We start from the raw sequence: 25,151 nt of genomic DNA, 5'->3' as shown, positions 1-25,151 counted from the left end.
CCGACGAGACGCGTTTTCTTATCCACGCTCATGACGACACTCCCCGATCCGATCGCTACTGAACTCGCGGCACACAATGATTTCGAGGCGGTCGACGACGATCACTACGCGCTCACGACGACGGTATTCGATGCACTCGTTACGGCAGCGGATGCAGCAGGAAAGCGCGACGGGCGGATGACGATCACGGTGACCCTGCCGACACTCGACGCCGCCGTCGCGGGGGAAACCGTCGCGCCAGTCGTCGAGGACGGCTGGTTCGAAACCCTGGAGCGGCGACTCGAGGACGCATTTACCGTCGCCCAGACGGATACCCACGACGAACCGCAGATCGACCGCGACGCCGATACTGTGACCGTCGTCCTCGAGTTCACCGCCTGGGATGCGCGGGACGGCGTCGAGGATGCCAAGGCACTCATCGAGTTCGTCGAGGGGACGTTTGCACAGGGAATCGTACCCGGCTACGAGTACGGTGGCCCGGCGGCGACGCTCCTCGAGAGTGCACAGAATCGCGGCCAGCAACCGCAAAACAGCGATACGCCGATGTGACCGGTCGGTGCCGCGTTAGTCCATCGCGATGTATGTTTGCGTGTCTTCGACGCCGTCGATGCCCTGTATCTGTGTCGCCGCGATTTCCTTGACCGCGGCGGGCGTCTCGACGCGCGCCTTGGCGATAATATCGACGTCGCCGGCGACGATGTGTGCCGACTGGACGCCGTCGATCGCGGTCATTTCGTTTCGCAGTCGGTCCGCCTCGCCCGTGTTCGCTTTGACCATAACGAATGCTGTAACCATCAGTGGATCCCTCCAGTATCAGCGTCGATGCCGGAATCGGCGTCGGCGTTAGCGGTCGCTTGCTTCGGATCTTCGCCGACCAGCAACTGGCGAACCTCGCTCAACACCGCGAAATCAGCCAGGACGATAAGCCGATCCCCGACCGCGAGCGACTCGTCTTCGGACGGGATTCCGAGCGGCTGCTCGTGCTTGCCGAAGGCGAGAACCGTCGCGTCGGCCGGGAGTTCCAGTTCGCTGATCGTGTATCCGTTGACGGGTGCCGCCTCGGTGATCGTCAACTCGACGATCTGCAGGTGCGGGGCGATATCCGCGATCGCGCGAATCGTCCCGCCGAGAAGGGCGTTCTTCGCGCCGATCGCACCCAGTCGCTCGGGGTAGATCACCTCGTCGACCGCATCCGCGTACTTGCGGTAGATACCCTCTCGATAGGCCTCGTCGATGCGCATGACCGTCCGACAGCCGTGGTACTTGGCGATCATACAGGCCGTGAAGTTGACGTTCAGATCGCCGGTCAGGGCACCGAGGACATCCGCTTGCGCGATGCCGGCCTCGTCGAGAACGTCCTCGCGCGACCCGTCACCCTCGACGACGGTGAACTCCTGCGTCCGGGCGCGCCTGATCATCGCCTCATCGCGCTCGATGATCGTCACGTCGTGGTCTTCCTCGCGCAGGACACGCGCCGTCCGAAGGCCAACACGGCCAGCACCGATAATCACGAACCGCATGGACTGGGGTACGTTCGCACCCATCAATAAGGTTGTGCCACAGAATCACACAACACGGATCACGACGAGGGCCAGTGCCGGTCGGTCACATCGCCGGATCGGTTTGTGTCATCACCCGTCGGAGATGGCTGGTTTAATGACTCCTGAGGACAAAACGGATCGTGTCCGGGTTGGCAACTACCTACCACCACAACCACCTACCGACCACCCGGACACACGGTCTCGATGCTGTTCTCGACTCGACGAGCTCGGACTCTGTACGGTGACAGCAGTGGCCTCAACCAACCGCTGGAGACACCAGCGGGAGCAGCGTGGGCGAACGAGGAAGTACAATCTGTGAGTGACTTGTCGGTAGCCCGTCACCGTCTTCAGGATATCAGGCGGAGAGCAGTGGAGGAGTACTCGATGGCGAGGACGAGGCAGCTCAGCGAACGAGTCGGCAAGATGTTGCCATAGGAGACGCGGTCAGGGTTCGACGTACTGGCGCTCCCACTGCCGACGGTCTTCGATCGCGCGTCGACCATCGTCGCTGATCGCGTAGTAGTTCGTTCGTCGATCGAGTTCACCTTTCTCGACGAGTTCCTTATTGACAAGGGTGTCGAGGTTGGGGTACAACCGTCCGTGGTTGATCTCGGCGCTGTAGTAGGTCTCGATCTCGTCCTTTACGTCTTGGCCGGATGGCTGGTCCGCTCCTGCGATGACGTACAGGAGGTCCCGCTGGAACCCGGTCAGATCGTCCATGTTTCACCCATGTGATCACACCACGACACTGACTATTTGTTATCTATCGCGTATCTGGCCCGAGAACGGGGTTGTCGGCGGACTACTGTGCGTTTGGAGGCGCTACTCGAGGCACCGGCCACACGGGGATCAAGCGCACGAACGCAATTCGAACGAGGCGTCCCACGGGCGGCATCCGGATGGCATCCGCGAATTTGACTCGAATATACGGTATCCCTTGCTATCGAATGGCAAGATTAGCACGGCCTTGTGACCGCGTAATCCATCGCATAGCGGCTCCGGATAGTATCGTTTAGGTACGTCGGGCCGAGAGGCGGCGGATATGAACCACCAGCGTGCCACGCCGACGGTCGCCCAGGTCGCACTGATCGGCCTGTTCGTCACGGCGCTCGTCACGGCGCAGGTGACGGCTTCGAAGATCCTCGCGTTCTCGCTCCCGTTTTCCCTCCCGATCATCGGCGCGGAACTCGCCCTCCCCGGGGCGGCGCTTGCGTACGCGGTGACCTTCCTCGCCAGCGACTGTTACGCGGAGTTGTACGGCCGGAAAGCCACGCAGATCGTCGTCAACGTCGGATTCGCGCTCAATTTCGTCGTGCTCGCGCTCGTCTGGTCGACCATCGCGGCACCGGCCGCCGACCCGGCCGTCGCAGCGGAGTTCGCAACGGTGCTCGGGGCGTCGACGAACGTCGTCCTCGGAAGCTTGCTCGCGTACGTCGTCAGCCAGAACTGGGACGTGATCGTGTTCCACCGCATTCGAGCCCACACCGGCCGGGAGAAACTCTGGCTGCGCAATATCGCCTCCACGGCGAGCAGCCAGGCGATCGACACGGTCATCTTCGTCTCCATGGCCTTCGCGATCGCGCCCGCTATCCTCGGCATCGGCACCGTCAGCGGCGGGAGTGCACTGTTCGCGCTGATCGTCGGCCAGTACCTGCTGAAACTCCTGATCGCCGTGCTCGATACGCCCGTCGTCTACGCCGTCGTGTCGATCGTCCGCTCGCGAAATGGGGACGGGACGGTCGAGACGCCGTCGTAGCTGCTATCGACGACTCATAGTCCATGGGTCACGGCTCACGGCTCACAGTTCACGGTTCACAGTTCACGGCTCACGAGTTACGAATTGCGAATTGCGAGCCAGCGCCACAGACGATGACGATTTTATAGACCCGTCCACACGTCCCCGTATGGACGACCGCATTCGCGAACACGCAACCGTACTGGTCGACTGGAGCGCCCGCGTCGAGGCCGGCGACAACGTCGTCCTCTCCGTCGGGCCCGACGCGCACGAACTCGCCGTCGCCGTCGCCGAGCGCCTTGGCGAGCGCGGAGCCAACCTCCTCGCTACCTACAGCTCCGGCGAGATTACGCGCGCCTATCTCCGCGCACACGACGCCCAGGACCGCGAGTTCAGCGAGGATCCGAGTCACGAACGCGCCTTGCTCGAGGAGACGGACGTCTATCTCTCGCTGGGTGGCGGTCGGAACACGAGCGCGACGGCGGACGTGCCGGGCGACGTTCGGAGCGGCTATCGCCGCGCCCGAAGCGAGATCCGCGAGGCGCGCTATGACACGCGCTGGGTGTCGACAGCGCACCCGACGCGCGCGCTCGCCCAGCAGGCCGACATGGCCTACGCGGAATATCAAGACTTCGCCTACGACGCGATACTTCGGGACTGGGAGTCGCTGGCGGACGAAATGGCGCACATGAAGGAGTTGCTCGACGACGGCTCGACGGTCCGACTCGTCTCGGAGGGAACCGACCTGACGATGCGGATCGACGGGCGGACCGCGGTCAACAGCGCCGCCTCGGTCGCCTACGACTCGCACAACCTTCCAAGCGGCGAGGTGTTCACCGCTCCCGCCGGAACCGAGGGCGAGGTCACGTTCGACGTCCCGATGACGCTCCGCGGCGAGACCGTCCGAAACGTCCGCCTCGAGTTCGCGGACGGCGACGTCGTCGACTACGATGCCGACCAGGGTGCGTCCGTGATCGGCGACATTCTCGACGCCGACGACGGCGCTCGTCGCCTAGGTGAACTCGGGATCGGGATGAATCGCGGTATCGACCGCTATACGGACAATATCCTGTTCGACGAGAAGATGGGCGATACTGTCCACCTCGCGCTCGGACGGGCCTACGACGCGTGCCTGCCGGCGGGCGAGTCGGGCAACGACTCCGCCGTCCACGTCGACATGATCACCGACGTGAGCGAGAACTCTCGGCTCGAAATCGACGGCGAGGTCGTCCAGCAAAACGGCCGATTCCGCTGGGAGGGTAATTCGGACGCGGAGTAAGCGCGGCCAAATTCGGGACAGGGCCGGCGTACTGAACGTAAGCGAGCCGTAGTACGGTCGGGAGAGCGAGACTGGCCTCACAGCACAACGGAACCCACTGCATACTAATACGGACCCGCGTACTCGGATCGAGTACCGCCTCACCGGTGGCGGTGAGTAACCGGTTGAGAGTGCGCCCGGCGTCCAGTTTCCGTCATGGTTCGTTCGCACTCTCCGTTCGACAGTTGTCTGCCCGCCCCGCCGGAGGCGGCACGTATCCGGCATTCCCCATTTCCGTTCCCCACTTCCCCTCTTTCTGTAGCTCCCATCGCAGTTCGTCGTCAGCCATCAATAAACCGGTCGTTGGCCGGCCAGCCACCGACGGCCGACCGACAAACCCTCGACGCTCGACCGCCAACCCCGACCATGCGCGATCAGCTCCGGGCCGGCATCGCCATCTACAACGACGCGTTCTACCACGCCGCTCACGATGTCTGGGAGCCGACCTGGCTCGATCTCGAAACCGAAACCGACGACGAGCAGTTGCTTCACGGCCTGATCCAGACGAGCGCGGCAGTTCACCACGCCCACAGTCGCAACTGGGAGGGAGCCGTCGGGCTGGCCGAGCGTGCACACGGCTATCTCCGCGCGCTACCGCCGACGTATCGCAACATCGAGCTTCAGCCGATATGGTCGTTTCTCACGTCGCTCGCCGACGACCCTGAACTCGTCGAACGGCGACCGCCGGTCCGAATCGAGCACGAGGGGACTGTCCCGTCCCTTGCGACGCTCGATCTCGATTCGACGCTGATCGCAGCGCCCGTCCTCGCCGAGGCAACGGGCTACGAGACGGCACCGATCGAGCAAGCCCGCGAGTACGCGGAGAACGATCTCGAGGCGGGGGGAGACGACAGCCGATTCATCGCGTTGCTGTTCGATTTCGTTCGCGAGGACGACGCTCGCGGTATCGTCTACCAGCGATTGACGAGCCACGTCGAGCGACGACAAACCCGCGAGTCGGACGTGGAAGGGCTCTTCTGAGATTGCTGTCGAAACTCGGTCGCAACGGTGCGTGTGTGCGTAGAATCGCGACCGGCCGTCGGCCTGCCAGTCAGCCCGTCGGCGCGTCAGTCAGCCCGTCGGCCCGCCGGCCCGTCAGTCGTGTCGTGCAGAATTATCCTGCGGCTCGTACCCCAGCGCCTCCTTCGCCCGCTCGATCGAGTAGTACTTGCGGTCGTTATCCGAAATGCCGTAGACGATTTCGAACTCGTAGTCGGCGCAGATACAGCGGTCGAACAGGTGCGCACAATCGCGGTAGGACAACCACATCGCCTGCCCGCGCTCGTAATCGATTGGCGGATGCCCCTCCGTCAGATTCCCGATACGAACGCAGGCAACCGACAGTCCGAACTCGTCGTGGTAGTACCGGCCGATCGATTCGCCCGCGGCCTTCGAGACGCCGTAGAGATTCCCCGGCCGCGGGAGTTCGGTACCGTCTAACAGGTAGTCGTCGTGTTCGCGGTACAGATCGGGCGTCCGTTCTTCGGTCTCGTACGCGCCGACGGCGTGATTCGAGGAGGCGAAGACGACTTTCTCGACGCCGGCGTCGACGGCAGCCTCGAAGATCGTCTGCGTGCCGTCGATGTTGTTCGTCAGAACGCTGTCCCAGGGCGCGTCCGGTCGCGGGTCGCCTGCGAGGTGGATCACCACATCGACGCCGTCCATCGCCTCGCGGACGGCCTCCTCGTCGGTGATGTCCGCAACGACGAACTCGCCCGGATGGTCGTCAGTCATCGGGTCGCGATCCATCAGCCGCCACTCGTGTTCGTCCGCGAGGTCGGCGAGGATCGCCGTTCCGACGCGCCCCGCAGCCCCGGTAAGCAGGACCGACTGTGCCATTCGTACGATGGGAGGGAAAGCGTCGATAAGAACCATGCGGTTCTGGATCGGTAGCGCCGCCGACCTCGCATCGCTCCACCCGACCACCGCCCCGTCGCGCCGATCGGAACGCCCTTCCTCCCGGCCCGCGAGCACACGGTCATGACCGACGACTCCGAGACCAACGGCTCCACGACGCCGACGGCCGCCCAGACCGCCTGTTTCGAGGCCGGCATCAAGTTCGGCTCGCTCTACCACCAGTTCGCCGGCACTCCCGTCTCGCCCAGCAGCGCCCCGAGCCTCGCACGCGCGATGGAGGAATCGATCGAGAACCAGCCCCACTGCAGCGCCGTCACCGTCGACGTTCGCACCGACGAACTCGAACGCGAACTCGCCGACTCGACAGCTGACTACACCGAACTCACCGGCCGCTTTCTCGAAGTCGAAATCGTCGTCGACTACGAGGGACGCGAGGTCGTCACCCGAATGGCCATGGAAAACGGCTATCCCCTGATGGAACTCGTCTCCGTCGACGGCCGCGAATCCGACGCGTAGTTCGACGGCATCCCAACCGACGCACGGCAAACGACCTCCCTTTCGAAACCCGTCTGCCGTTCGGTCGATACCGACTCGCTTCTCCCAAATTTCACTTTCACTTTCGGGCGACCTTTTAACCTCAGTCAGCGTGAACGTGGTGACATGAGCCAAGCGACGCTCGGCGACGACGAGGAACTGTTCGGCGAAGCAGCCAACGAGATGCGCGAGGACGTCGAATCCTCGCTTGCCGACGCCTGGGACGCACTCCCCGACGCGGACGACATCTGGGAAGCCGACGCCGACAACGTCCTCGGCGTCCTCAACGCCCTCAACTCCGCGCTCGACCCCGGCGACGCCGAGTCCCACCTCCGGGATGCAAAGAAGTGGTTCACCATGGGCCAACGCGCCGACGCGTTCGAGGATGCGGCCGACCTCGAAGCGGAGATCGAAGCGCTCGAAGAAACGATCGCGGACATCGGCGACGCCGGCGAGCAGGTCGGCGATCTCACCTCGACGATCCCGGCACTCCGCGGGACGCTCGAGGATGCAGGCCCGGCCGACGAGACTGAGTCCAACGAGGGCGACGACGAAACGGACGACGACGCGACTGCCGACGACGAAGAAAGCGACGACGCGGAGTAAGCGCGAAAACGACGCCCGGCCGACAGCGCTATCGGCCGTCCGGACGCGACACGTCCCGTTCAGCCACCGCGTCGAGCAACCGCGCCAACGAATCGGCTGCGAGTTCGAGCAGTTCCTCGCCTCGCTCTTTCTCACCCGCGGCCGGATCGCCGACGACACCGTTCTCGCTGAACTCGGCCGAGTCGTAGGCCAGATTTGCGTGACTCGTCCACTCGCCCCAGCCGTCAGCAGCACCAGCGCGGGCCGTCTCGATCCGCTCTTCGCGGACGAGTTCAGGTGCGACGCGACGCAGGAGTGCAGTCTCGAGCGGCCCGCCGTGGCCCATGTCCGCGGAGTGGTCGCCGACGGCCTCGAACCAGGTGAACGGAACGGTGTAGGCGTCGCCGTCGCGCGTGAGTCGCGCGCCGATCTCTCGGAGGGCATCGACGTTGCCGCCGTGGCCGTTGACGAGGACGACGCGCTCGATTCCGTGGTGAGCCAGGCTCTGCACGGACTCGCGCACGTAGCTCCGAAAGGTGTCCGGCGAGACCCACATCGTCCCGGGGAACTGGCGGTGCTCCTCGGCGATGCCGACCGGAATCGCCGGCGTGCGGATGACCTCGTGATCGACGCGTTCGAGTCCGGCGTCGGCGACGGCCTCGGCGGTGAGAACGTCCGTCCCGAGCGGTGCGTGCGGGCCGTGCTGTTCCGTGCTGCCGACGGGAACGACCGCGAGTTCAGGGTCGCTGTCGCGAACGTCGGTCCACGTGGCGGAAGCGAGGTCCATGCGTGAGTAGGCTCCCCGTTCGACCATGAAACCGTCGGTGGTGTGACCGGCCGTCGCGTGGCGAACGCAAGGTCAACCGGTTTCCGAATCATGGGTGAAATCCCACTATGAGCAACGACAACCGCGAACTCGGCGTCGAACTGGGCGACCTGGCCGACGACCTCGAATCTCAGGAGTACCCGATCGGCCACGACGAACTCCTCGAGAAATTCGGCGACGAAGAACTCGAGATGGGCGAGGAGACGACGACGCTCGAGGACGTGATCGGCCCGCTGAACGAAGACGAGTACGAGTCGGCCGACGCGGTCGAGGACGCGATCATGACCATGGTCAGCGACGACGCGATCGGACGGAAAAACTACAGCGACCGGACGCCGCCCGCGACCGGCGAACAGCGACAGGACGAGGGTGCGCCGGATCAGGAGGGACAGAGCGAACAGGAGTCGTTCTAAGGGCGTCCCTCGGAGACGAACCGAGAGGACTCAGACTCAGTCGTCGTTGATTTCCGTCCGCGCGTGTCGCCGCTGGGCCCGCTCGATGAACTCCTGTGGCAGTTCGTCGATCTCGCCAGCCTGTACGCCCCAGAGGTGCGAGTAGAGACCGCCGTTTTCCAGTAGCTCGTCGTGTGTGCCGCGTTCGACGATCCGACCACCCTCGAGAACGAGAATCTGATCCGCGTCCTTGATCGTCGAAAGGCGGTGTGCGATAGCGAACGTCGTTCTGTCCGCCGTCAGCTCGTCGATCGACCGCTGGATGAGCATCTCGGTCTCCGTGTCGACGTCGCTGGTGGCCTCGTCCAGGATCAGAATGTCCGGATCCTTGAGCACGGCCCGCGCAATGGCGACCCGCTGGCGCTGCCCGCCCGAGAGTTTGACGCCGCGTTCACCGACCATGGTGTCGTAGCCGTCCGGAAGGTTCTCGATGAAGTCGTGGGCTTCGGCGGCTTTGGCCGCCGCGACGATTTCCTCGCGGTCTGCGTCGAAGGTGCCGTAGGTGATGTTCTCCTCGACGGTGCCGTAGAAGAGATAGGACTCCTGACCGACGTATCCCATCGATTGGCGGAGACTGGAAAGGGAGACCTCTCGAATGTTCTGTCCGTCGATTCGGATCGCCCCCTCGTCCGTGTCGTGCAGGCGCAACAGCAGTTTCAGTACCGTCGACTTCCCCGCCCCCGTCGGGCCGACGAGTGCGACCGTCTCACCGCCGGGCACGTCGAACGAGATATCGTCGATGATCGTCTCCTCGTCCGTGTAGCCGAAGGTTACGTCGTCGTACTCGACGTGACCCGCTTCGATATCGAGCGGTTCGGCGTCGGCGTCTTGCTCGATACGGCCCGTTTCGTCCATCAGGCCGAAGATGCGCTCACTCGAGGCCTCCGCGCGCTGGTACATGTTGATCACCTGTCCGAACTGGGCCATCGGCCAGACGAGTTGCTGCGTGAGGAGGATGAACGTGGCGAACTCGCCGACATCGAGCGTGCCGGTAAACGGACCGGGCGCGCCCTGAAACACCCAATAGCCGCCCACGAAGAAGGTGAGCACGAACCCGATTCCGGAGAGGACCTGGAGCCCGGGGAAGAACTTGATCCGAAGGTTGATCGCTCCCCAGTTGGTGTCGTAGTACTTCCGGGAAACGTCATCGACGCGCTCGGATTCGTACCCCTCGGTGTTGCTCGCCTTGATCACCTGAATACCGCCGAGGTTGTTCTCGAGTCGGGAGTTGACGTTGCCGACAGAGGAGCGAACGGCGGCGTACTTGGGCTGGATCTTCTTGACGAAGACGTAGGTGAACGCGGCGATCAACGGCACAGGCGCGATCGAAATAAGCGCGAGCTGGGGATTGATCGTAAAGAGCACCACGCCGACACCGACGACCATCACGCCGAGTCGAAACGCGGAGTTGAGGCCGTCGTTGAGGAATCGCTCGAGCTGATTCACGTCGTTGCTCAGAATGGACATCATCTCGCCGGTCTGCTTGTCGGCGAAAAATTCCATGTCAAGGCGCTGCATCTTGTCGTACGTCTCGGTCCGCACGTCGTGCTGGATGTCCTGTGCGAAGGAGTTGAACCCCCAGTTGCGGACCCAGTGAAACGCCGCGCCGACGAGAAACGACAGGGCGATGATGACAACCGTAAACGTAAACTGGCCGGTCGAATCCGTCGGAAGCCACCCGTCCGGCACGAACCGAACGCTAAACGGCTTGTCTTGCAGGAAAATCGCGTCGATCGCGACCCCGAGCAAGATCGGCGGGATCAGATCGAGCAACCGCGCCAGCACGCTCCCGATAATACCGGCGGTCACGGACCCCCAGTACGGCCGACCGTACTCGAAGAGCAACCGCTTCATGGGACTATCGATGTTCTCCCGTTGCTCTTCGAACGGGTCGTCATCGTCCCAGTCGACACCACTCATTACACTCGCTTGAATGGACGGCCAGCAATAAGCATTTCCTACGAATCGAAACACCACGGTCGAGCGGACCGTCCACCGCGGAAACGGATCACGCCACTCGAAACGCACCCACTCCGTGAACTCGTCGATGGTCACTCCTCGTCGATCACCACCCTGTCACCGACCTCGATCCCCGTCTCTGTCGCGTATCCGCGCGGCACTTCGAGGACCCACTTGGCCTGACCGGTGTACTGGATGTCTTCACCGTCTTCCCCCGATTCCGGCGCTCGGGCGTGCTCGATCGACGTGATTTCGCGATCCGCACCGACGAAGATGATATCGATATCGAAGTCCATCTCTCGCATGACGTAGGTCTGTTCGCCTTCACTCGCGTGGACGAACAGCATCCCCTCACCCGACTCGAGCGAGTTGTGATCGCTCAGACCAGTATACCGTTCCGTGGCGCTGTCGGCGATTTCGGCCTCGACCGTCGCCTTCGGCTCGCCGTCCGCGTCGAGAACGCGGACTGTCGCCTGGTCGGCCGCCCACGGTGCCGACACGATACCGGCCTGCACGACGAGGAAGCCGCCGAGTAAGAGGGCGATAATGACGAGCAACCCCTTCCAGGCGCGCTCGAAAGCCATATCGACAGTGCGGCGTGAGAAAGTAAAGGTTATTCGGACGGGGGGACTTGTTCCGGATGCGGGCTCGTGGTCTAGCTGGTCATGACGCGGCCTTTACAAGGCCGAGGTCGGTGGTTCGAACCCGCCCGAGCCCACTTCCTGCTGCGAGCAAATCCGCGAGCAGCAGGTGCGTGGATCGAGGTCACAGTCAGTACTGAACTCGACGAGAGAGGAGACGGCAAGCGGTTATTCGACTGCCAGAGAGGTGAAACAAGAAGCGCAATTACTGTTTGAAGCGAGCGACGTTCTCGCGGATTTGGCTGAAGAATCCCTCACCGGTCTCGGTTTCGAGGGCAGCGTACAGTGTTGAGTTCTCTGGTTCGTCCTTGACGACGATGCGGAGGTACGGTTCGAGTTGGTCGAAACTGTCCGCGAGGACGACGGTGTGGTTCTCTTCGTCGTGGTCAACGACGCCGGCGTCGGCCAGTTTCGGGACGTGGCACTGAACGGAAGAGACGTAGACGCTTTTGTATTCGTTCTTTGCGACCTCTTCAGGGGGAACATCGTGTTCCCAACCGGCGACCCGTTCTGCGAGTGTCGAGAGTTCGATCGGACTATCCTGGCCACGGAGGGCATACAGGAGGTACCGACGGCGACGGTTTGCCAGTAATTCGAGGATAGTGTCCGCCGAGAGGTCGGACTCCGCTTGGCTCGAGGTAAGTGCCCCCATAACATGATATTACCCACGAGTGCGGAAAAACGTGTCTTGAATATCTATATATCCAACAGACGGGCGTTACTCCGAGCCATCGGAGACTGTATTCCGACCATTATAGAGTGTTGGATAGCCTACTGATGATGAGCGCATCAGGGCAGAAGTGTCACGAGATGTACGTAATGACTGGATGCGATTCGAAATCCTTTTTTATGTCATGGCCGGAGATGTAAGTGCGAGCCGCCTTAGCTCAGACTGGGAGAGCACTCGACTGAAGATCGAGCTGTCCCCGGTTCAAATCCGGGAGGCGGCATAGCGGTTTTCCTCGCTTCTAATTCACGAGACGGCGCTCTACCGTATTTATACACCGCCGCTGCGCGGCGGGAGATTTGACAGGGGACTTTTGCGCGCCTCAACTCCGTCTGGCGTTCTGATTCATTTGACGCCCGGAACCATCATGAAATTACCTCTGGACCGGACTCGGCAGGTAATTCTAATATCGAAGACAGAATCTCTCAGACAAGAACAATGGTCGCAGTCATCATCTATACAGACCCGCGGGAGGAATCGAAAGAGATTGCTTAAGTCACCATCGAAGGCGAGGGAATCGAGAATACGCCAACTGCTGAAACTATCCGGGACAGGATATGCGACGTGCAGGACTCAATCATCAGCAACTACTCTGCCGGGCGAAAAATCCTTCGGGACGCTACAATACGTGGGCAATACGCCCTATGTGTCAGTATCTCTCTCAGTTGAAGGCAACGGGACCCACTACAGAAACGGAGGTCAAAAGTAAACCATTTGAGTGGTAGATGAAATGTAGGACCTATGGATAAACCGGACGTTCTGAGTTTAGTTGATGAGCTTGGGGGTGACGAACACGAGTGGGTAGATTTCAAACAGGATTACTTTGTGAGCGGTGACGGGTACCATACTGCTGAATTCATCAAAGATGTAGCATCATTTTCAAATACCGTCTCTGGGGAAGACCGGCACTACATATTCATAGGATTCACCGAATCCGGTGAACTCGTTGGGATTGACACGGACGAACTTGAGTACTCGGGAGAAGGTCGCCGGCATATCTTAAGCTGTGATGTGGCCGACCTCCGACAAGACCTGAGCGAACATCTAATCCCCACTCCTGATTTCTCGCTACATACATTTGAGGAAGAAGGCTCCCAGTTCGCGGCTCTCTGCATTCAACCGCTAGAACAGCCCCCTTGTGTGACCTCTCGGAAGATTCATGACAGCTCTGGTAACCGTGTAATGCACAAAGGCGCAGTATACACCCGAAAATCGGGAGGAAAGAAAATCATTGGACGGGATGACCTAGAAAAGATTGTTCGCCACCGTATTGAACTCGAAAGGGATTACGTGACTGAAGGTCTTCGACGAGTGGTAGATATTGGACCTGACAAACTGGCCGAGATTGGAACATTAAAACCTAATCAGACCGGGAACGTCGATATATCATATACTGTTAGTGAACAGGGAGACTATGAGGTGACACAAGCGACAGTCACCCGGGACGAATTCTCAAGTCTGGAGGAAGAACTAAATTCTGAAATTCGGAAGTGGAAACGCAGGGACAGCTACTTAGCTGATTTCGAGACTCTGATTGACTATTACTCTAATCCAAGCGAAATCACGATAGACGAAACCAGCGCGAAATTCCTAACCCTAAGCTCGATGGATAATTGGATACCTGGTATTTTCTGGCTCAACCAGGTCTCAGAAACATCCCAGACAGAAATAATTGGTGAGGTGGTTTCTGAGGATATGTACCCCTCGATATATTCCGCTTGCAAAGTTCTCCTACTCCAAGGTCAAACAGACCAACTAAACGAGACTTTGGATACATCTGGTTCCATCAGCACCAGTCAGATGGATTGCGCAAAATACCGGGAGTTGGTAGATAAAGAAATCGCCTCGAGATGTGATTACTTATTCAAAGACTCGTATAAAAATCTGGAACACAATGATTGGACATACCAGATTAAGCCCGCAGAGATGAGTACTGGTGATATCGTTTCGGCTATTCCATCTGTAGCTGACCAGTTGTTAACTGTCGTTGAGAACGGGAAAACCTCAAAGAAGAGCGAGTTGAAATACGGTTTAGTAAACTTAGAACTTGAATTGGCTCGTGAAATTTTCAACGAGTCAAGCTAATTCACATGACACGCTCAAAAGATATCAGTCAGTTCTATGACCTTCTCGAACAGTTAGAAGACGTTGTCGGCGGAAAACAGACACTCAAGAACTGTACCGGCTACATGGACTGGCCCGACCGGGGCGTCTACATCTTCTTCGCTCCGGACGAATACCGAGAGTCTAGTGACCAGCTTCGAGTGACTCGTATCGGAACTCATGCGGTTTCCGAAGGAAGCAGTACGTCGCTCTGGAACCGACTTCGGACGCATCGGGGAGCGATGCGCGGAACATACGAAGGAGGTGGGAACCATCGAGGCTCAGTGTTCAGAAAGCGAGTTGGTGAGGCCTTCGTTGAGCGTGACTCCCTGCATGATGAGTATCCTCTTTGGGGTGAGGGTTCAAGCGCGAAACGGGAACGGCGACTTAGTGAACTCGAGATGGAACAGCGAGTAAGCAATTATCTCCGAGACCTCCCGTTCCTCTGGCTGAATGTGGACGACGAACCAAGCGCCGATAGCCAGCGGGCTTACATCGAACGGAATACGATTGCACTCCTCAGCAACTACCAGCGAGACGCCATTGACGCACGCTCAGATAATTGGCTCGGCAAACACAGTCGAAGCGAAAAAATCCGCAAATCAGGACTGTGGAACGTGAATCATGTTGATGAAGACTATGACTCAGAGTTCCTCAGCTTGCTCGCAGAGCAAATAAGAGAAACATCACCAGTCTAAGGACCAACTGGCCTCGCGACGACAGGGCTACTATTATAACAGTAATGTCTGTACTGCAATAGTATGGCAATTTACGTTGACGACCCTCTCAATGCGAACGACGAAGACTGGGACATCAGCAAGTTCCACAGCGATAGCGAATATTTCGTCAAGCGACCACCCTACCAGCGAAAGAGCGTCTGGGATACGGGAAAAAAGAAGGAACTAATCGACAGCTTCGTTCGCCAACTCTACGTCCCGCCTGTCGTCATCCGACAAGTCGTCCTCGACGGCAATGACCTCCGCCTCGAAGTCGTCGACGGCCAGCAACGAATTACCGCGATTCAGGAATTCTTCGAAGACGAATTCGCGCTTCCCGATAGCCCAGAACTCCGCGAACTCAACCCGGAGCACGAGATTTCGGGGAAACGATATTCCGAACTCAGCGAGGACGTCCAGGAGTATATCGACTCTCAGTGTTCGCTCAAAGTCATCAAGCTGCGTGGAATTGATGACCCCGACGATAAGCGGCATCAAGAGTTAGCAACCAAAGTCTTCTGGCGACTCCAGCAGGGAGAACACCTGACCAACATCGAGAAGAATCACAGTAAGACATACAGCCCCGTTCGGAATTTTATCGTCCAGACGGCAGACGACATCAGCTTTGACCGAGAGAATTACGAGAGCCGTGACGACAATCCGAATCGCCATAAGTTCTTCACCCTTCTCGCTCGGAACAACGACCGACTCCAGCAACTTTCGCTTCTCGCTCGTTTCATCCTGATTGAGATTGATGAAGGTCCGACGAAGGTCACCGGGAAGGAGGTCACCAAACTATTCGACTGCAAGCGTGAGGGATTCACCGTTCACGAGGACCTCGAGGAATTCAAACAACGACCCGAGATTCATCGCGTTCAGCGGATGCTCAACCTCCTCACGGAACTCTACCAAGATACTGACCTCAAGAACTCGAACGGCGAGATAGAGTTCCTGAATAAGGAATACTTCATCCTCAGCCTGTACTCTCTCATCCGTGAATTGGAGTTTGGAGACTACAACTTCGGGCGAGACAACTATGACGAGGTCCGGAATTTCACCGAGCAGTGGTTCAAGCGATTCGAGGTCGAGGATACAGACGACAGCGAAATGCTCCAATTCAAGGAGGCGCGCCAGCAGAATCGAGGCGCGGTCAACAAGCGGCACTATATCCTCGAAAACGCGTTCTGGGAGGCGGAGCCCGATATTCAAGATACCGACAGTCAACGGGCTTTCTCCCGAGCGCAACGGATTAAGCTCTTCATCGAGAGTGACCGTATCTGCGAGATGTGCTTAGAGGACGGGAAAACCGAAGAGGAGGCGAAGGTCTCGTGGAGCAATTGGGATGCCGACCACATTGAGGAGCATTCGCAGGGTGGCCAGACTGTTCTTGAAAACGCGCGGGTACTCTGCCCCTATCATAATCGGAGCCGGTAACTTACTCCAGTATCATTAATATCCTGACAGCCATCCGATTAGATGGCGATTCCAGATAACAGATACACCACTAGCACTGCGTCGACCGAGCCGAAGGGGAAAAAGTACTACCAGAACTCCATCAAGGAAATCCGCTTAGAGCGGGGATAGAAGCATGGTCGAAATCATAATCTATAGAGACCCGCTGAAAGACCCAACAGAGGTAGCTCGTGTTACCATCGAAGGAGAGGTCAAAGGCGATACTCCGACGGCGGAATCGCTTCGAGAGAGGATAGCCGACGAAGATGACCCTATCATCAGCAACTACACGGATGGCCGCGAACTTCTTCAGTACCTCGAGTCCTCGTATTCGAACGGCTATGTCATGGCCGGCTACGATAGCGAAGAATCTCGGCGAATCGTTGAGGACCTGAACGACGAAGCATATCTGGACTGGATTCGAGATTCCGAGCTCGACGCCCAACTCTGAATCCCTCAGACTGTACGCTGGTCGCAATTGCTCAACTGCTCACGCAGTCTTGACCGAATCGAATAGATTGGCTCTCGGTCATTCTCGAACGGCTCTCTACCTCCGATAGGTCACACTCAGTCCTATGCTAGCTTGGGACCGTTGAGTACCGAGATTTAATCTATCAATCGGTAGGTGTCCGCAGGTATCATGATTGCTCCAGAGAACGGTCTTTGGTTCCAGAGGATGACTGATATTCGATTGATGGTAGACGCGTTCTCTGTCACTCACCTTGGGCCTCCTTGCCGTTACAGACCAATAGAGGCTGAATCGGTCCGTTTCTCGGGAGTCTTATGATGGAACAGAGTGATTATCGAGTAAGGTGACTCGAGGTGGCATTGCTCTTTCTGGGACTTAATGAGGACCGAGGCGGCTGGGACGTCCTCGGGAAGATTGTTGATGGCGAGATAGTCGAGGACCCGACCGGCGAGCTTGAGGAGACAGTGAAGGGAGCGTACGATTTGAGTGATGAAGACCACCTAAGGCGAGCGTTCAATAACCACTATATCAACGCTGTCCCGCTGGCAGAGGACGAGGGGTAGACCAATGCGAATTCTCTTTCAGATGTACCACGCCGGCGAGCTACACGACCTCGGAATCATAGAGGACGGCGACGTAGTCGAGAGCATTGAAGAAGGATTTGAGGGCTGGATACGCGAGGAACTAAGCCAACCAACGACTCCAGACCTTGACAACCCTGATAGAATTTTGGAAGCGTATGAAGGACCACATATGATTGCGAAGCTCGTCGACGAGTGACTATATTAAAAATACTATAAATAGGGGAATTCACGACGACATCATTCTACTGACGTCACCTTGTGTGCTTTCCAATGTGGAATGTAATTCCTATCTCGTCCTTAGGTTGACTCCTGAGTTCGGTTGTTCTCCCGAGTTGTTATTACGGTATACGCGAGACAGAACGCAAGACAACAATGACCTCGCTAGAGAACTGGGACCATTATTGGAATACGGTTTCTTCGAGTCGGAAAACGGAGCGTGATAGATTGAAAGATGGCGAAGCGCTGGGAGGAGGAACGCCATTGGCTCAGGATACCCAGTTGGGGTATTTGAGAGAATTGTGCGAGGAGGCGGGTATTGATGACTGGGTTGGCGAGATAGACCACACGATAACGTACGAGTCAAACAAGCAGAAAATAATGGATAGATATGGGGTGCGGGGCTTCAAAGAGGACCAGAAAGCAGCAGCAGCGAGAGGGAAAGCCGAGCAGAAAGAACACGAGGAGCAAGCCCCAGACGACGCACCGTCGTCTCTTGAAGAACAAATGCACCAGCAAGCGAGTGGGAGGAACCAGACGCCAAATAATGTCGGTGTTGAATCTATTGGCAAGAGTTCACAACGCTCATTGTCTCTCTCACAAGTACGCCGCCGATGCCTCGAAGCAGTTGAGGAAGCTTATGCAGAGAATCGCCCAGTTCTAATTGATGCTCTTCCGGGGACTGGGAAAAGCTATGCTGCGATAGAAGCGGTCTCAACTACTGAGACGCCGATTACCATACTCACATCTCGAGGACGGAAGGGTAGATACGCCGAAATCAAATCGTGGTGCCAGAAGCATGGACTCTCTTCCAAAATTCTACCCAGAGCTGACAAGGAGTGTCCTACATTTGCTGGGAAACATGGTTCTCAGGTGGAAGCGAGATTCAAGAGATATCGGGGTTTAGGAGTAACAGTATCAGACCTACACACTTATAGGAATCCACCGTGCCAGAGCGAGAGCAGATGTCCCTATAAGTCTGCGTGGGACTTCAACACAGAGAATTATGATGTCCTCATTGGCCATTACACCCACGCATATGTCGAGAAAGTCATAGAAAACAGAATCGTCGTCATTGACGAGGCACCATCGGATGCTTTCCTTACTAAATTCGAGGACCCTCAAACTACTATTACAAATTTCCTGCAACAAACAGGCTCTATTCCTTTTCCTAATTATCACGGCCTAATTTCTAACACTGACAGAGGGAAAGAGGAATCAGCGCTTGACTGGTTCGAGAACAGAGGAATAAACATTGGTAATTCAAAACAGATTCTCGACCAGAGCACTAAGGACTACCACATTCATGCACCACTCCTTGTCTTAGGAATCCTTGTTTCTAGGGACCTCGGTAATAGTTGGAGTACTGCCGCGCTTGGCGGCGGACAGGTGTTTGCACATAACCAGAACGCAAACGAGATGTATGTTCTTACCCCGCCAACATTGGTCAACGCTAAGAACGTAATTGCACTAGATGGAGCACCGACGCCCCGCCTCTATGACCTTATGTTCGCCCTGGATTTTAAACACAAGCAGGTACTCACGGACACCGAACGAGAGAAGTACATACGCAATACACAAAAATTGCGAATAGTCCAAACGGAAATAAGAAGCATATATCCGTACTCGAGCGGGAAGCATGCAAACGTCGACCGTGACGAGGCACTTCTTCGAGAAGTCGCTGGAAAACACAATTGTGAACCAGCTGTAATTACTTCAAAGAGAGTTCTACCTAAGTTAAAAAGCAGGAATATTCCAATATCGACAAAGAGTACCAACTACGGGAATATCAAGGGTTCAAATGAATTAGCAGACGAGAATGTAGGCGTAATCCTTGGAAGCCGTCATTTCGGTGATAAGTATGTCGAGCAGTGGGCTGCTTTATTCGGAATAGCAGCCACTGGGAGTGGTCAGGGTTCGGCAAAATCATACGGACCATTTGGCGACGAAGTCCTCCAACACATGCGAGAAAATGAGGTTCTACAAGCAATCTTCCGGTTTGCCCGTGATGACACTGAGGCTACTGTCTACGTGAATACTGCTGCAATTCCTCCTTGGCTCTCGAGAGAAATTGCACTCGGCGTAGTACGGACCCGAGTTGATACCGAACGGGACATCATCGATGCGCTTTCAGACGTAGGTACTGCCTCTGGAGCAGATATCGCTAGAAAAACCGGCTATAACAAAAATACAGTTCGTTCTCACCTTCGCAAACTCCAAGATGAAGGGATAGTCCGCAAAACCGGCGAAAAGAAAGGAACAGAGTGGCACGATAACGGTTTGTCGGATGCTAACAAATGTGGTATAGTCGACCTCAGCAGCCTCACTAATCAAACCCATAACATATCTATAGGGGATGTTGGCGATAAAATCGAGCAGCGGTTAGAGCAGTACGGAATTGACCAACAGGAACGAGACCGCCTGCTGGGCGATAGAAGAATGAGCAGTTGGCGTACCAATTAGACCCGACAGCATAACAAGCAAAAATTGACCTCCTAATGGAAACCGCTAGGAGGACAACAGCACGCTGGTCTTCATCAGTCGCTTTCTCACGCAGTCCTCACAGCATTCGATAGATATGATTTACTCAGGTAGCAATGACGTCCAATTACAAACATGAGGACCTCCGTACAGTCTTCGACTCTTGAAGCCTGAATCAGTCCTCAGAACTCCCCTCCTCGTAGCCAGCTTCGTATTCCTCACGTAGCGTGTCCGTGGCTTTCTTCGATGCCTCGAGAACGCCCTTATTGAGTCGACGGATGGCGATGTAAATATACAGCAGGAGCAGATACGGCCAGAGAAATAGTCCGATGACGGCGTATACGACGAGTTTGAGGAATCGATACTCTATCGGACCGATATGGATGCCACCTATTTGGATACCGCGCGATTCGTCTTGCTGGCCGCTGTCTGAATTAGTCATAAGGTTCAACATTGGACCTAATTCAGCGGATAGACTTCTGTCTAGGTCCCATTGATGAATTGTGGGGAGATAATATCAAAATACCTACTTAATTTAGTAGTGCCTCACAGCCAAATCCCTCAGTCGGCTTCAAAAGACTATATTTCGGCGAAGTTCAAAAGCTGAATTCCATTATTACTGAATAGCTCCATTCGCTCATCATCTGGTTCTGCCATTGATACAATTGTCTGATATGATTCTAGATAACTGGGGAGTTCTGTTATCAATGAAGTTACATCTTCTTCATTATGCGGGTCGATATCGTTAGAATAGGGGGAATCAATGACAAAAAGTCGCAGTGGGAAACTATTGTCCCTCTTCGATAGCAGTTTCAGAACTGCGGTATGGAATACTAGAGCATGTAACGTGGCCTCTGCGGCTTCTCTATCTGCCTTTGCAGAATCATATTCTCGTTCTGGAGTGTGGACGACGAATTGGTAGTTTTCATCATTTTTGAAGCTAACTGAGGTGGCATTAGCAAAGTTGCCCGTAGTGAAGAAATCTAAAACGTTCACCATCTCATCTGCAATTGTCTTCTTTAATTTTTTTCTCTGTTCTTTTCGAACAGTTTCGACTATACCTGAGAGTCGGTCTAGAACTTCCTTTTTCCTCTTCCTCTCTTCTAATATATCGACTAGGTGTTCATTCGCCCAGACCTCTCTTTTCAAATCAGCAACCACAGACTCGAGTCTTTCAATCCTAACTTCAGCGTTAACTGATTCCTGGCGCAATTCACGGACTTCTCGCTCAAGGGATTCCCGTTCAGAAATTATCTCATCGAAATCGCTATCGCTAATCCGCTGCTCAATAGCCGAAATGTCTTGTTCAGTTGACTCAATCCGTTCTTCGTACTCCTCAATATCGTACTCCAGTTCGTCTTTCTGTACCTTGAGTTCATCTAGTTCCTGCTGTTGTTGCTCTCTCCGCTGAAGCAGAGAGTCATCTGCTTGATACTCCTGTTCCTTTCTCATTCTGTCATCTGGCATCTCCTTGTCACACAACGGACAATGACCTTCGTGGAGGAGCTGTTTTCGCTGAGCGCCATCCACTGAATTAGTACAAACTGGGCATCTGTCTGGAACCGTCATGAGGTCCCTTAATTCGTCCCCAAGGGCACCAATATCATCTACCAGTTCTGAATCCTCATATCGTTCAATAAGACGTTTTGTCTTTGCTAACTCAGAAACAGATTCAGCACGCTGACTCTTGAGGTCAGCTAACTTAGAACGAAGTGTACTTTTCCGAGACCGGAGCTCATCTAGCTGGTCCTCGGCAGTTGAAATTTGCCTCAAGGCCTCTAAAGACTCTATCTTATCAGCAATCTCTGTTTGAAGTCGCTCCTGTCGTTCTCGGAGCATCGATAGCTCCTCCTGCGTCTCTGCGAGTTCGACTTCTTTTAATTCAAGTTGTGAAGGAGCGCGTGCACTAGCATCTGGAATTATAGCTTCCTTCTCTCTTTTATCATCTACTGCATTTACTACGTTAGTCAGATATACACCGAATAGAGTGTCAATTACCTCGGTGGATTTATTCCAATCTAGGAAGTGGAGGAAATTTCTAGCCATGAGGAAAAATAGAGACATTAGCTCATAGGGTTCATACCCACGATTAATTAGCGGGAGAACGCCGAACCGTTCAAAAACCTCCGATGACTGGTTGTGCCGGTCGTATGGAATGTTGTTTTCGTCTGGATTTTTCAATAGAAGCGGTTCATCATATTCACTTAACTTTCCACCTCGCCCGCTCTGGAGGAGATTCCGAATTAGTAGGTGTTTCTCTTCATCAATTTTCCACCTCCCTTTAGAGACCATTCGCTTTTTTCCACTCGTTATGAGTCCTGTCATCCCATGGGTTTGTCTATCAGTTGGGAGGCCCAAGAGATTGAATTGTATCGATTTTAATAGACTAGTCTTTCCTAATGCATTCCGACCGTATATGATTGCATTTCTATCTTCAAAATCTATCGATTTGGGTCTTGAAATGTTATTGAAGTTTTCCACCTCAAACTCATCTAGAGTTACTTGATGAGGTCCGTAGGGGATTTCGTAATAGTGGTCTAAGACAAATTCTTTGAAATCCTCTATCTCCTCTTCTGAGAATTTACCTTCAGCTTCTATTCTCTCATTGATGTCGTCAATTGGATTAAGGTTATGCAAATTGCATCCCCCCTGCTATTGTAGAGATAGGACCTGCATCATTTGAATCAAAGATGCGAGTACGGCCTGTGAGAATAATGTCTCCATCATTTTTATTGGCATAACTGTCGATGCTAAGCACATAATCACGCAAGCTTTCTGTAGACATTTTCCCAAAGCGCTGAAGCACGTCTTTTTGGCAAATAGCCCATTCTCTCAACAAGTCGCTATTCAACGAGTCTATACTATTGAGGGTCGATTGGAATCTGGTTGTGAAAATTTTTCCAGAAGACCCAAGTTGTATTCGAAATGGGCGGAACTCATTAGGATTTGTGTTTTCAACAATTTCTTTGTCGAATAGGTTCCAAGCATACATTCTATCGACATCTCTAGACAATAAAACGGAGTATGGACCTGAATCCGCTTTTCTAAATGTGTATCGATATCCAGTTCTCTCAAGCAGCCCCATTCCGAGACTTTGCTGAATTGCCGAGTAATCCTTCTGGTTTTTGAGTTCGTTATTGGTTAGAAGCAACAAATAATGTAACCGGTCCTCTGGTTCAATCCAGCCGTCTCCTTGGCTCGTAGGATGGTCATGAACGAGCTTTATGAGCATAATGAAATCAACGAGTTCATCAAGACTATAATTGACTTTGGTGCTCGTTCTGTAAGCGTCTTGGATAGAGTATGACTTGGATTCTAAACCATCTACAAATGACTGGGGAGCATTCAATTTGTGGAGTTTATCAGTAACTCTTTCATCGGGGAACACTTCTTGTTCAAGAAACACAAAGTATTGACTATCAAAATCATAATCTCCTACGCATTCAGAGAGTTTCTCTCTATGAACCTCCCGTGCGAGGTCTAGATAATCCTCTAAAGACTCCCCAGATAACCCAGCAGATTGTCCGACTCGCTCAAGTGCCCGCCATTCATTAGCCATTATCCAAGTGCCTGTTGTATTTCGTAGACGCGGTTGTTCCAATCGATGATGCTTCCAGACCCAAACATAGGGTTTGCAGCGTGTTGAAGGTAATCTTCTAGTTTTCCACATAGCCTCCGTTCACTATACACTACTGCTGCTTTGTCAGAGATTGTTTCGAGTGTATCCCTATCTTCCTCAGTCAAGTCATGACAGTCTTCGTCAGCCCAAATTATGGCGTTCCCCTGCCAAGGGAAAGTGCGAAGCAAATAGATAATATCACTCCTGCTGGTTTGGTCAAGAACAGAGTTGCAATCAATGAGCCAAGCACTGTTTGCAATCAGGGAACGATGGTCTTCCACACTACAGTCAATAGCTCGATTTAGTCCATCTGAGTGTGGTTCAACAACCAGCGAATCATTATACCCAATCAGTTTTGGCTCAATATTTTCGATTATTTCTGTTACTCTCTTCCCGTAGCACTTATCATTCGTACTGAAAAGAACAACTCCTTCTGTGTGGGAATCTAAATCCGTTCCAGGTTCAATATACTCAACGGTCGTTTTTCCTGGCATGGACTACCTTATCGAAAGCAGAAGAATTCATGTCACTTAGTTCTTTAGTGATGGAGACATATTGACTGTAGTACTGAGACCATGGTTCGGCCATCTCTTCAGGAGAAGATGACTCGCCCACCATTTTATTCCGTCCAGTTGTGCTATACTGTTCAAATTTCCTAATCCAACTCTCTAGTTCTTCTTGAATTTGGCTACTAGCTCTAATTGGTTCATCATCTAATTCAGATATTAATGAATTTGCACTATCGATGATATCCTGTTCAATAGCTGAAGACTTTTTGTGACTACCTTGCCGAAATTCTGAGACATAATTCCTGAATTCGTCTATTTTCGATTCCTTCTGCCTGACATCCGTTACCGAAATGATTGACGAAGTATGTGAACCAACGAGTAGTAGCGAATATATCGATGTGATGATTAATCCCGCCCCCATATCCTTGAAGGAAGGGAATAGACGGTTGTGATAGGGGTAAACGAGAGAAAGGTAGCCTAAGTAGACCAGCACGACTGATAATAGAAAGAATAGCAGGCTGGTTCCAGTAATATATCTCGGGGTGTGATGGAGTGGAGAGTATGTTCTATATCCAGATTGTGAAAGAAGAAAGAACAAAACTGGGAAAATAATAGCGGTAGAAAGTATTCCAAGGAACCAAATCGTAGTCGTAGTCATGTCCGCGAAAAATTGGGGAGGCATATCTAATAGAAGAGCAAATAGGATTGGGATAGAAACAACTAACATACCGATAAGAGACACTACCCCTCGACCAAATGAAATTCGCTCCACCAAGCTCATCTCTTTTTCAGTCTATACTCAGAGACAATAAGAATCATAGATAAGA

Annotated in this window: 27 protein-coding genes and 2 tRNA genes; 16 read left to right on the top strand and 13 right to left on the bottom strand. The window is 54.7% G+C overall.

Annotated elements, in window-relative coordinates; genetic code table 11:
* Positions 1-30: 30 nt before the first annotated feature.
* Positions 31-549 carry a DUF5813 family protein gene (locus tag SM755_RS13410; protein WP_323173093.1) on the top strand — a complete coding sequence of 173 codons (519 nt, stop codon included), beginning with the start codon at positions 31-33 and terminating at the stop codon, positions 547-549.
* A gap of 15 nt (positions 550-564) precedes the next feature.
* On the opposite strand, the gene SM755_RS13405 is transcribed toward SM755_RS13410, so the two are convergent.
* From SM755_RS13405 to SM755_RS13395, 3 genes are all read right to left on the bottom strand, one after another.
* Positions 565-795 carry an Lrp/AsnC family transcriptional regulator gene (locus SM755_RS13405; protein WP_006110508.1) on the bottom strand — a complete coding sequence of 77 codons (231 nt, stop codon included), beginning with the start codon at positions 793-795 and terminating at the stop codon, positions 565-567.
* Positions 795-1,520, bottom strand: a complete 726-nt coding sequence (locus SM755_RS13400) for a TrkA family potassium uptake protein (RefSeq protein ID WP_323173092.1) — start codon at positions 1,518-1,520, stop codon at positions 795-797. Before SM755_RS13400 ends, SM755_RS13405 begins: the two co-directional genes overlap by 1 nt.
* Positions 1,521-1,985: 465 nt before the next feature.
* Entirely contained in the window at positions 1,986-2,261 is a 276-nt protein-coding gene (locus tag SM755_RS13395) for a PadR family transcriptional regulator (RefSeq protein WP_006664912.1), read from the bottom strand.
* A 322-nt stretch (positions 2,262-2,583) separates the two neighbouring features.
* Between SM755_RS13395 and SM755_RS13390 the strand changes: the two genes are divergently transcribed.
* The 3 genes from SM755_RS13390 to SM755_RS13380 all read left to right on the top strand — a co-directional run bounded on the left by SM755_RS13390 (position 2,584) and on the right by SM755_RS13380 (position 5,575).
* Positions 2,584-3,297, top strand: a complete 714-nt coding sequence (locus tag SM755_RS13390) for a queuosine precursor transporter (protein ID WP_323173091.1) — start codon at positions 2,584-2,586, stop codon at positions 3,295-3,297.
* A gap of 148 nt (positions 3,298-3,445) precedes the next feature.
* Entirely contained in the window at positions 3,446-4,555 is a 1,110-nt protein-coding gene (locus SM755_RS13385; protein ID WP_323173090.1) for an aminopeptidase, read from the top strand.
* Positions 4,556-4,960: 405 nt separating this feature from the next.
* Entirely contained in the window at positions 4,961-5,575 is a 615-nt protein-coding gene (locus tag SM755_RS13380) for a DUF309 domain-containing protein (RefSeq protein ID WP_323173089.1), read from the top strand.
* Between the two features lie 114 nt (positions 5,576-5,689).
* Here SM755_RS13380 and azf read toward each other — a convergent pair whose 3' ends face one another.
* Positions 5,690-6,433 (bottom strand): NAD-dependent glucose-6-phosphate dehydrogenase Azf, encoded by a 744-nt coding sequence (azf, locus tag SM755_RS13375; protein ID WP_323173088.1) that lies wholly within the window; start codon positions 6,431-6,433, stop codon positions 5,690-5,692.
* Positions 6,434-6,574: 141 nt separating this feature from the next.
* Here azf and SM755_RS13370 point away from each other — a divergent pair, with 141 nt between their 5' ends.
* Positions 6,575-6,967: a dihydroneopterin aldolase family protein gene (locus SM755_RS13370; RefSeq protein ID WP_323173087.1), complete on the top strand. Its 393-nt coding sequence runs from the start codon at positions 6,575-6,577 to the stop codon at positions 6,965-6,967.
* Positions 6,968-7,111: 144 nt separating this feature from the next.
* Entirely contained in the window at positions 7,112-7,591 is a 480-nt protein-coding gene (locus SM755_RS13365) for a DUF5790 family protein (protein WP_323173086.1), read from the top strand.
* Positions 7,592-7,619: 28 nt separating this feature from the next.
* Here the strand turns inward: SM755_RS13365 and SM755_RS13360 are convergent, their stop codons facing one another.
* Complete coding sequence (locus SM755_RS13360) at positions 7,620-8,357, bottom strand: creatininase family protein (RefSeq protein WP_323173085.1); 738 nt, start codon at positions 8,355-8,357, stop codon at positions 7,620-7,622.
* A 107-nt stretch (positions 8,358-8,464) separates the two neighbouring features.
* Here SM755_RS13360 and SM755_RS13355 point away from each other — a divergent pair, with 107 nt between their 5' ends.
* Entirely contained in the window at positions 8,465-8,809 is a 345-nt protein-coding gene (locus SM755_RS13355; protein WP_006664920.1) for a hypothetical protein, read from the top strand.
* A 36-nt stretch (positions 8,810-8,845) separates the two neighbouring features.
* On the opposite strand, the gene SM755_RS13350 is transcribed toward SM755_RS13355, so the two are convergent.
* Together SM755_RS13350 and SM755_RS13345 are read right to left on the bottom strand one after the other, a co-directional pair.
* Positions 8,846-10,768 (bottom strand): ABC transporter ATP-binding protein, encoded by a 1,923-nt coding sequence (locus tag SM755_RS13350; RefSeq protein WP_323173084.1) that lies wholly within the window; start codon positions 10,766-10,768, stop codon positions 8,846-8,848.
* Positions 10,769-10,899: 131 nt separating this feature from the next.
* Positions 10,900-11,391 (bottom strand): DUF192 domain-containing protein, encoded by a 492-nt coding sequence (locus SM755_RS13345; RefSeq protein ID WP_323173083.1) that lies wholly within the window; start codon positions 11,389-11,391, stop codon positions 10,900-10,902.
* A gap of 60 nt (positions 11,392-11,451) precedes the next feature.
* On the opposite strand from SM755_RS13345, the gene SM755_RS13340 reads away from it, so the two are divergent.
* Positions 11,452-11,525, top strand: a tRNA-Val gene (locus tag SM755_RS13340).
* 128 nt (positions 11,526-11,653) lie between these two features.
* Here SM755_RS13340 and SM755_RS13335 read toward each other — a convergent pair.
* The gene (locus SM755_RS13335) at positions 11,654-12,100 is read right to left on the bottom strand and encodes a hypothetical protein (RefSeq protein WP_006664923.1); all 447 of its coding nucleotides are present in this window, start codon (positions 12,098-12,100) and stop codon (positions 11,654-11,656) included.
* Positions 12,101-12,324: 224 nt separating this feature from the next.
* Between SM755_RS13335 and SM755_RS13330 the strand changes: the two genes are divergently transcribed.
* The 8 genes from SM755_RS13330 (at position 12,325) to SM755_RS13295 (ending at position 20,178) form a co-directional block, all read left to right on the top strand.
* Positions 12,325-12,398, top strand: a tRNA-Phe gene (locus SM755_RS13330).
* Between the two features lie 518 nt (positions 12,399-12,916).
* Entirely contained in the window at positions 12,917-14,260 is a 1,344-nt protein-coding gene (locus tag SM755_RS13325) for an ATP-binding protein (RefSeq protein WP_323173082.1), read from the top strand.
* A gap of 5 nt (positions 14,261-14,265) precedes the next feature.
* Entirely contained in the window at positions 14,266-14,976 is a 711-nt protein-coding gene (locus tag SM755_RS13320) for a hypothetical protein (RefSeq protein WP_323173081.1), read from the top strand.
* Between the two features lie 63 nt (positions 14,977-15,039).
* Positions 15,040-16,428, top strand: a complete 1,389-nt coding sequence (locus SM755_RS13315) for a DUF262 domain-containing protein (protein WP_323173080.1) — start codon at positions 15,040-15,042, stop codon at positions 16,426-16,428.
* Between the two features lie 154 nt (positions 16,429-16,582).
* The gene (locus SM755_RS13310; RefSeq protein ID WP_323173079.1) at positions 16,583-16,897 is read left to right on the top strand and encodes a hypothetical protein; all 315 of its coding nucleotides are present in this window, start codon (positions 16,583-16,585) and stop codon (positions 16,895-16,897) included.
* 371 nt (positions 16,898-17,268) lie between these two features.
* Complete coding sequence (locus tag SM755_RS13305) at positions 17,269-17,478, top strand: hypothetical protein (protein ID WP_323173078.1); 210 nt, start codon at positions 17,269-17,271, stop codon at positions 17,476-17,478.
* A 4-nt stretch (positions 17,479-17,482) separates the two neighbouring features.
* Positions 17,483-17,695 carry a hypothetical protein gene (locus tag SM755_RS13300; RefSeq protein WP_323173077.1) on the top strand — a complete coding sequence of 71 codons (213 nt, stop codon included), beginning with the start codon at positions 17,483-17,485 and terminating at the stop codon, positions 17,693-17,695.
* Positions 17,696-17,871: 176 nt separating this feature from the next.
* Entirely contained in the window at positions 17,872-20,178 is a 2,307-nt protein-coding gene (locus tag SM755_RS13295; RefSeq protein ID WP_323173076.1) for a winged helix-turn-helix domain-containing protein, read from the top strand.
* 193 nt (positions 20,179-20,371) lie between these two features.
* Here SM755_RS13295 and SM755_RS13290 read toward each other — a convergent pair whose 3' ends face one another.
* The 5 genes from SM755_RS13290 to SM755_RS13270 form a co-directional block, all read right to left on the bottom strand.
* The gene (locus tag SM755_RS13290; protein ID WP_323173075.1) at positions 20,372-20,638 is read right to left on the bottom strand and encodes a hypothetical protein; all 267 of its coding nucleotides are present in this window, start codon (positions 20,636-20,638) and stop codon (positions 20,372-20,374) included.
* Positions 20,639-20,775: 137 nt separating this feature from the next.
* Positions 20,776-22,833 carry a hypothetical protein gene (locus tag SM755_RS13285; RefSeq protein WP_323173074.1) on the bottom strand — a complete coding sequence of 686 codons (2,058 nt, stop codon included), beginning with the start codon at positions 22,831-22,833 and terminating at the stop codon, positions 20,776-20,778.
* On the bottom strand, positions 22,826-23,755 hold the full coding sequence (locus tag SM755_RS13280; protein WP_323173073.1) for a hypothetical protein: 930 nt from the start codon (positions 23,753-23,755) through the stop codon (positions 22,826-22,828). Before SM755_RS13280 ends, SM755_RS13285 begins: the two co-directional genes overlap by 8 nt.
* Positions 23,755-24,309 (bottom strand): hypothetical protein, encoded by a 555-nt coding sequence (locus SM755_RS13275; RefSeq protein WP_323173072.1) that lies wholly within the window; start codon positions 24,307-24,309, stop codon positions 23,755-23,757. Before SM755_RS13275 ends, SM755_RS13280 begins: the two co-directional genes overlap by 1 nt.
* Entirely contained in the window at positions 24,287-25,105 is an 819-nt protein-coding gene (locus SM755_RS13270; protein WP_323173071.1) for a hypothetical protein, read from the bottom strand. Before SM755_RS13270 ends, SM755_RS13275 begins: the two co-directional genes overlap by 23 nt.
* Between the last annotated feature and the right edge of the window lie 46 nt (positions 25,106-25,151).

Origin of the sequence: Natrialba sp. PRR66, from assembly GCF_034808065.1 — an archaeon.
Taxonomy (GTDB): domain Archaea; phylum Halobacteriota; class Halobacteria; order Halobacteriales; family Natrialbaceae; genus Natrialba; species Natrialba aegyptia.
This window is presented reverse-complemented; position numbering and strand designations above follow the sequence as displayed.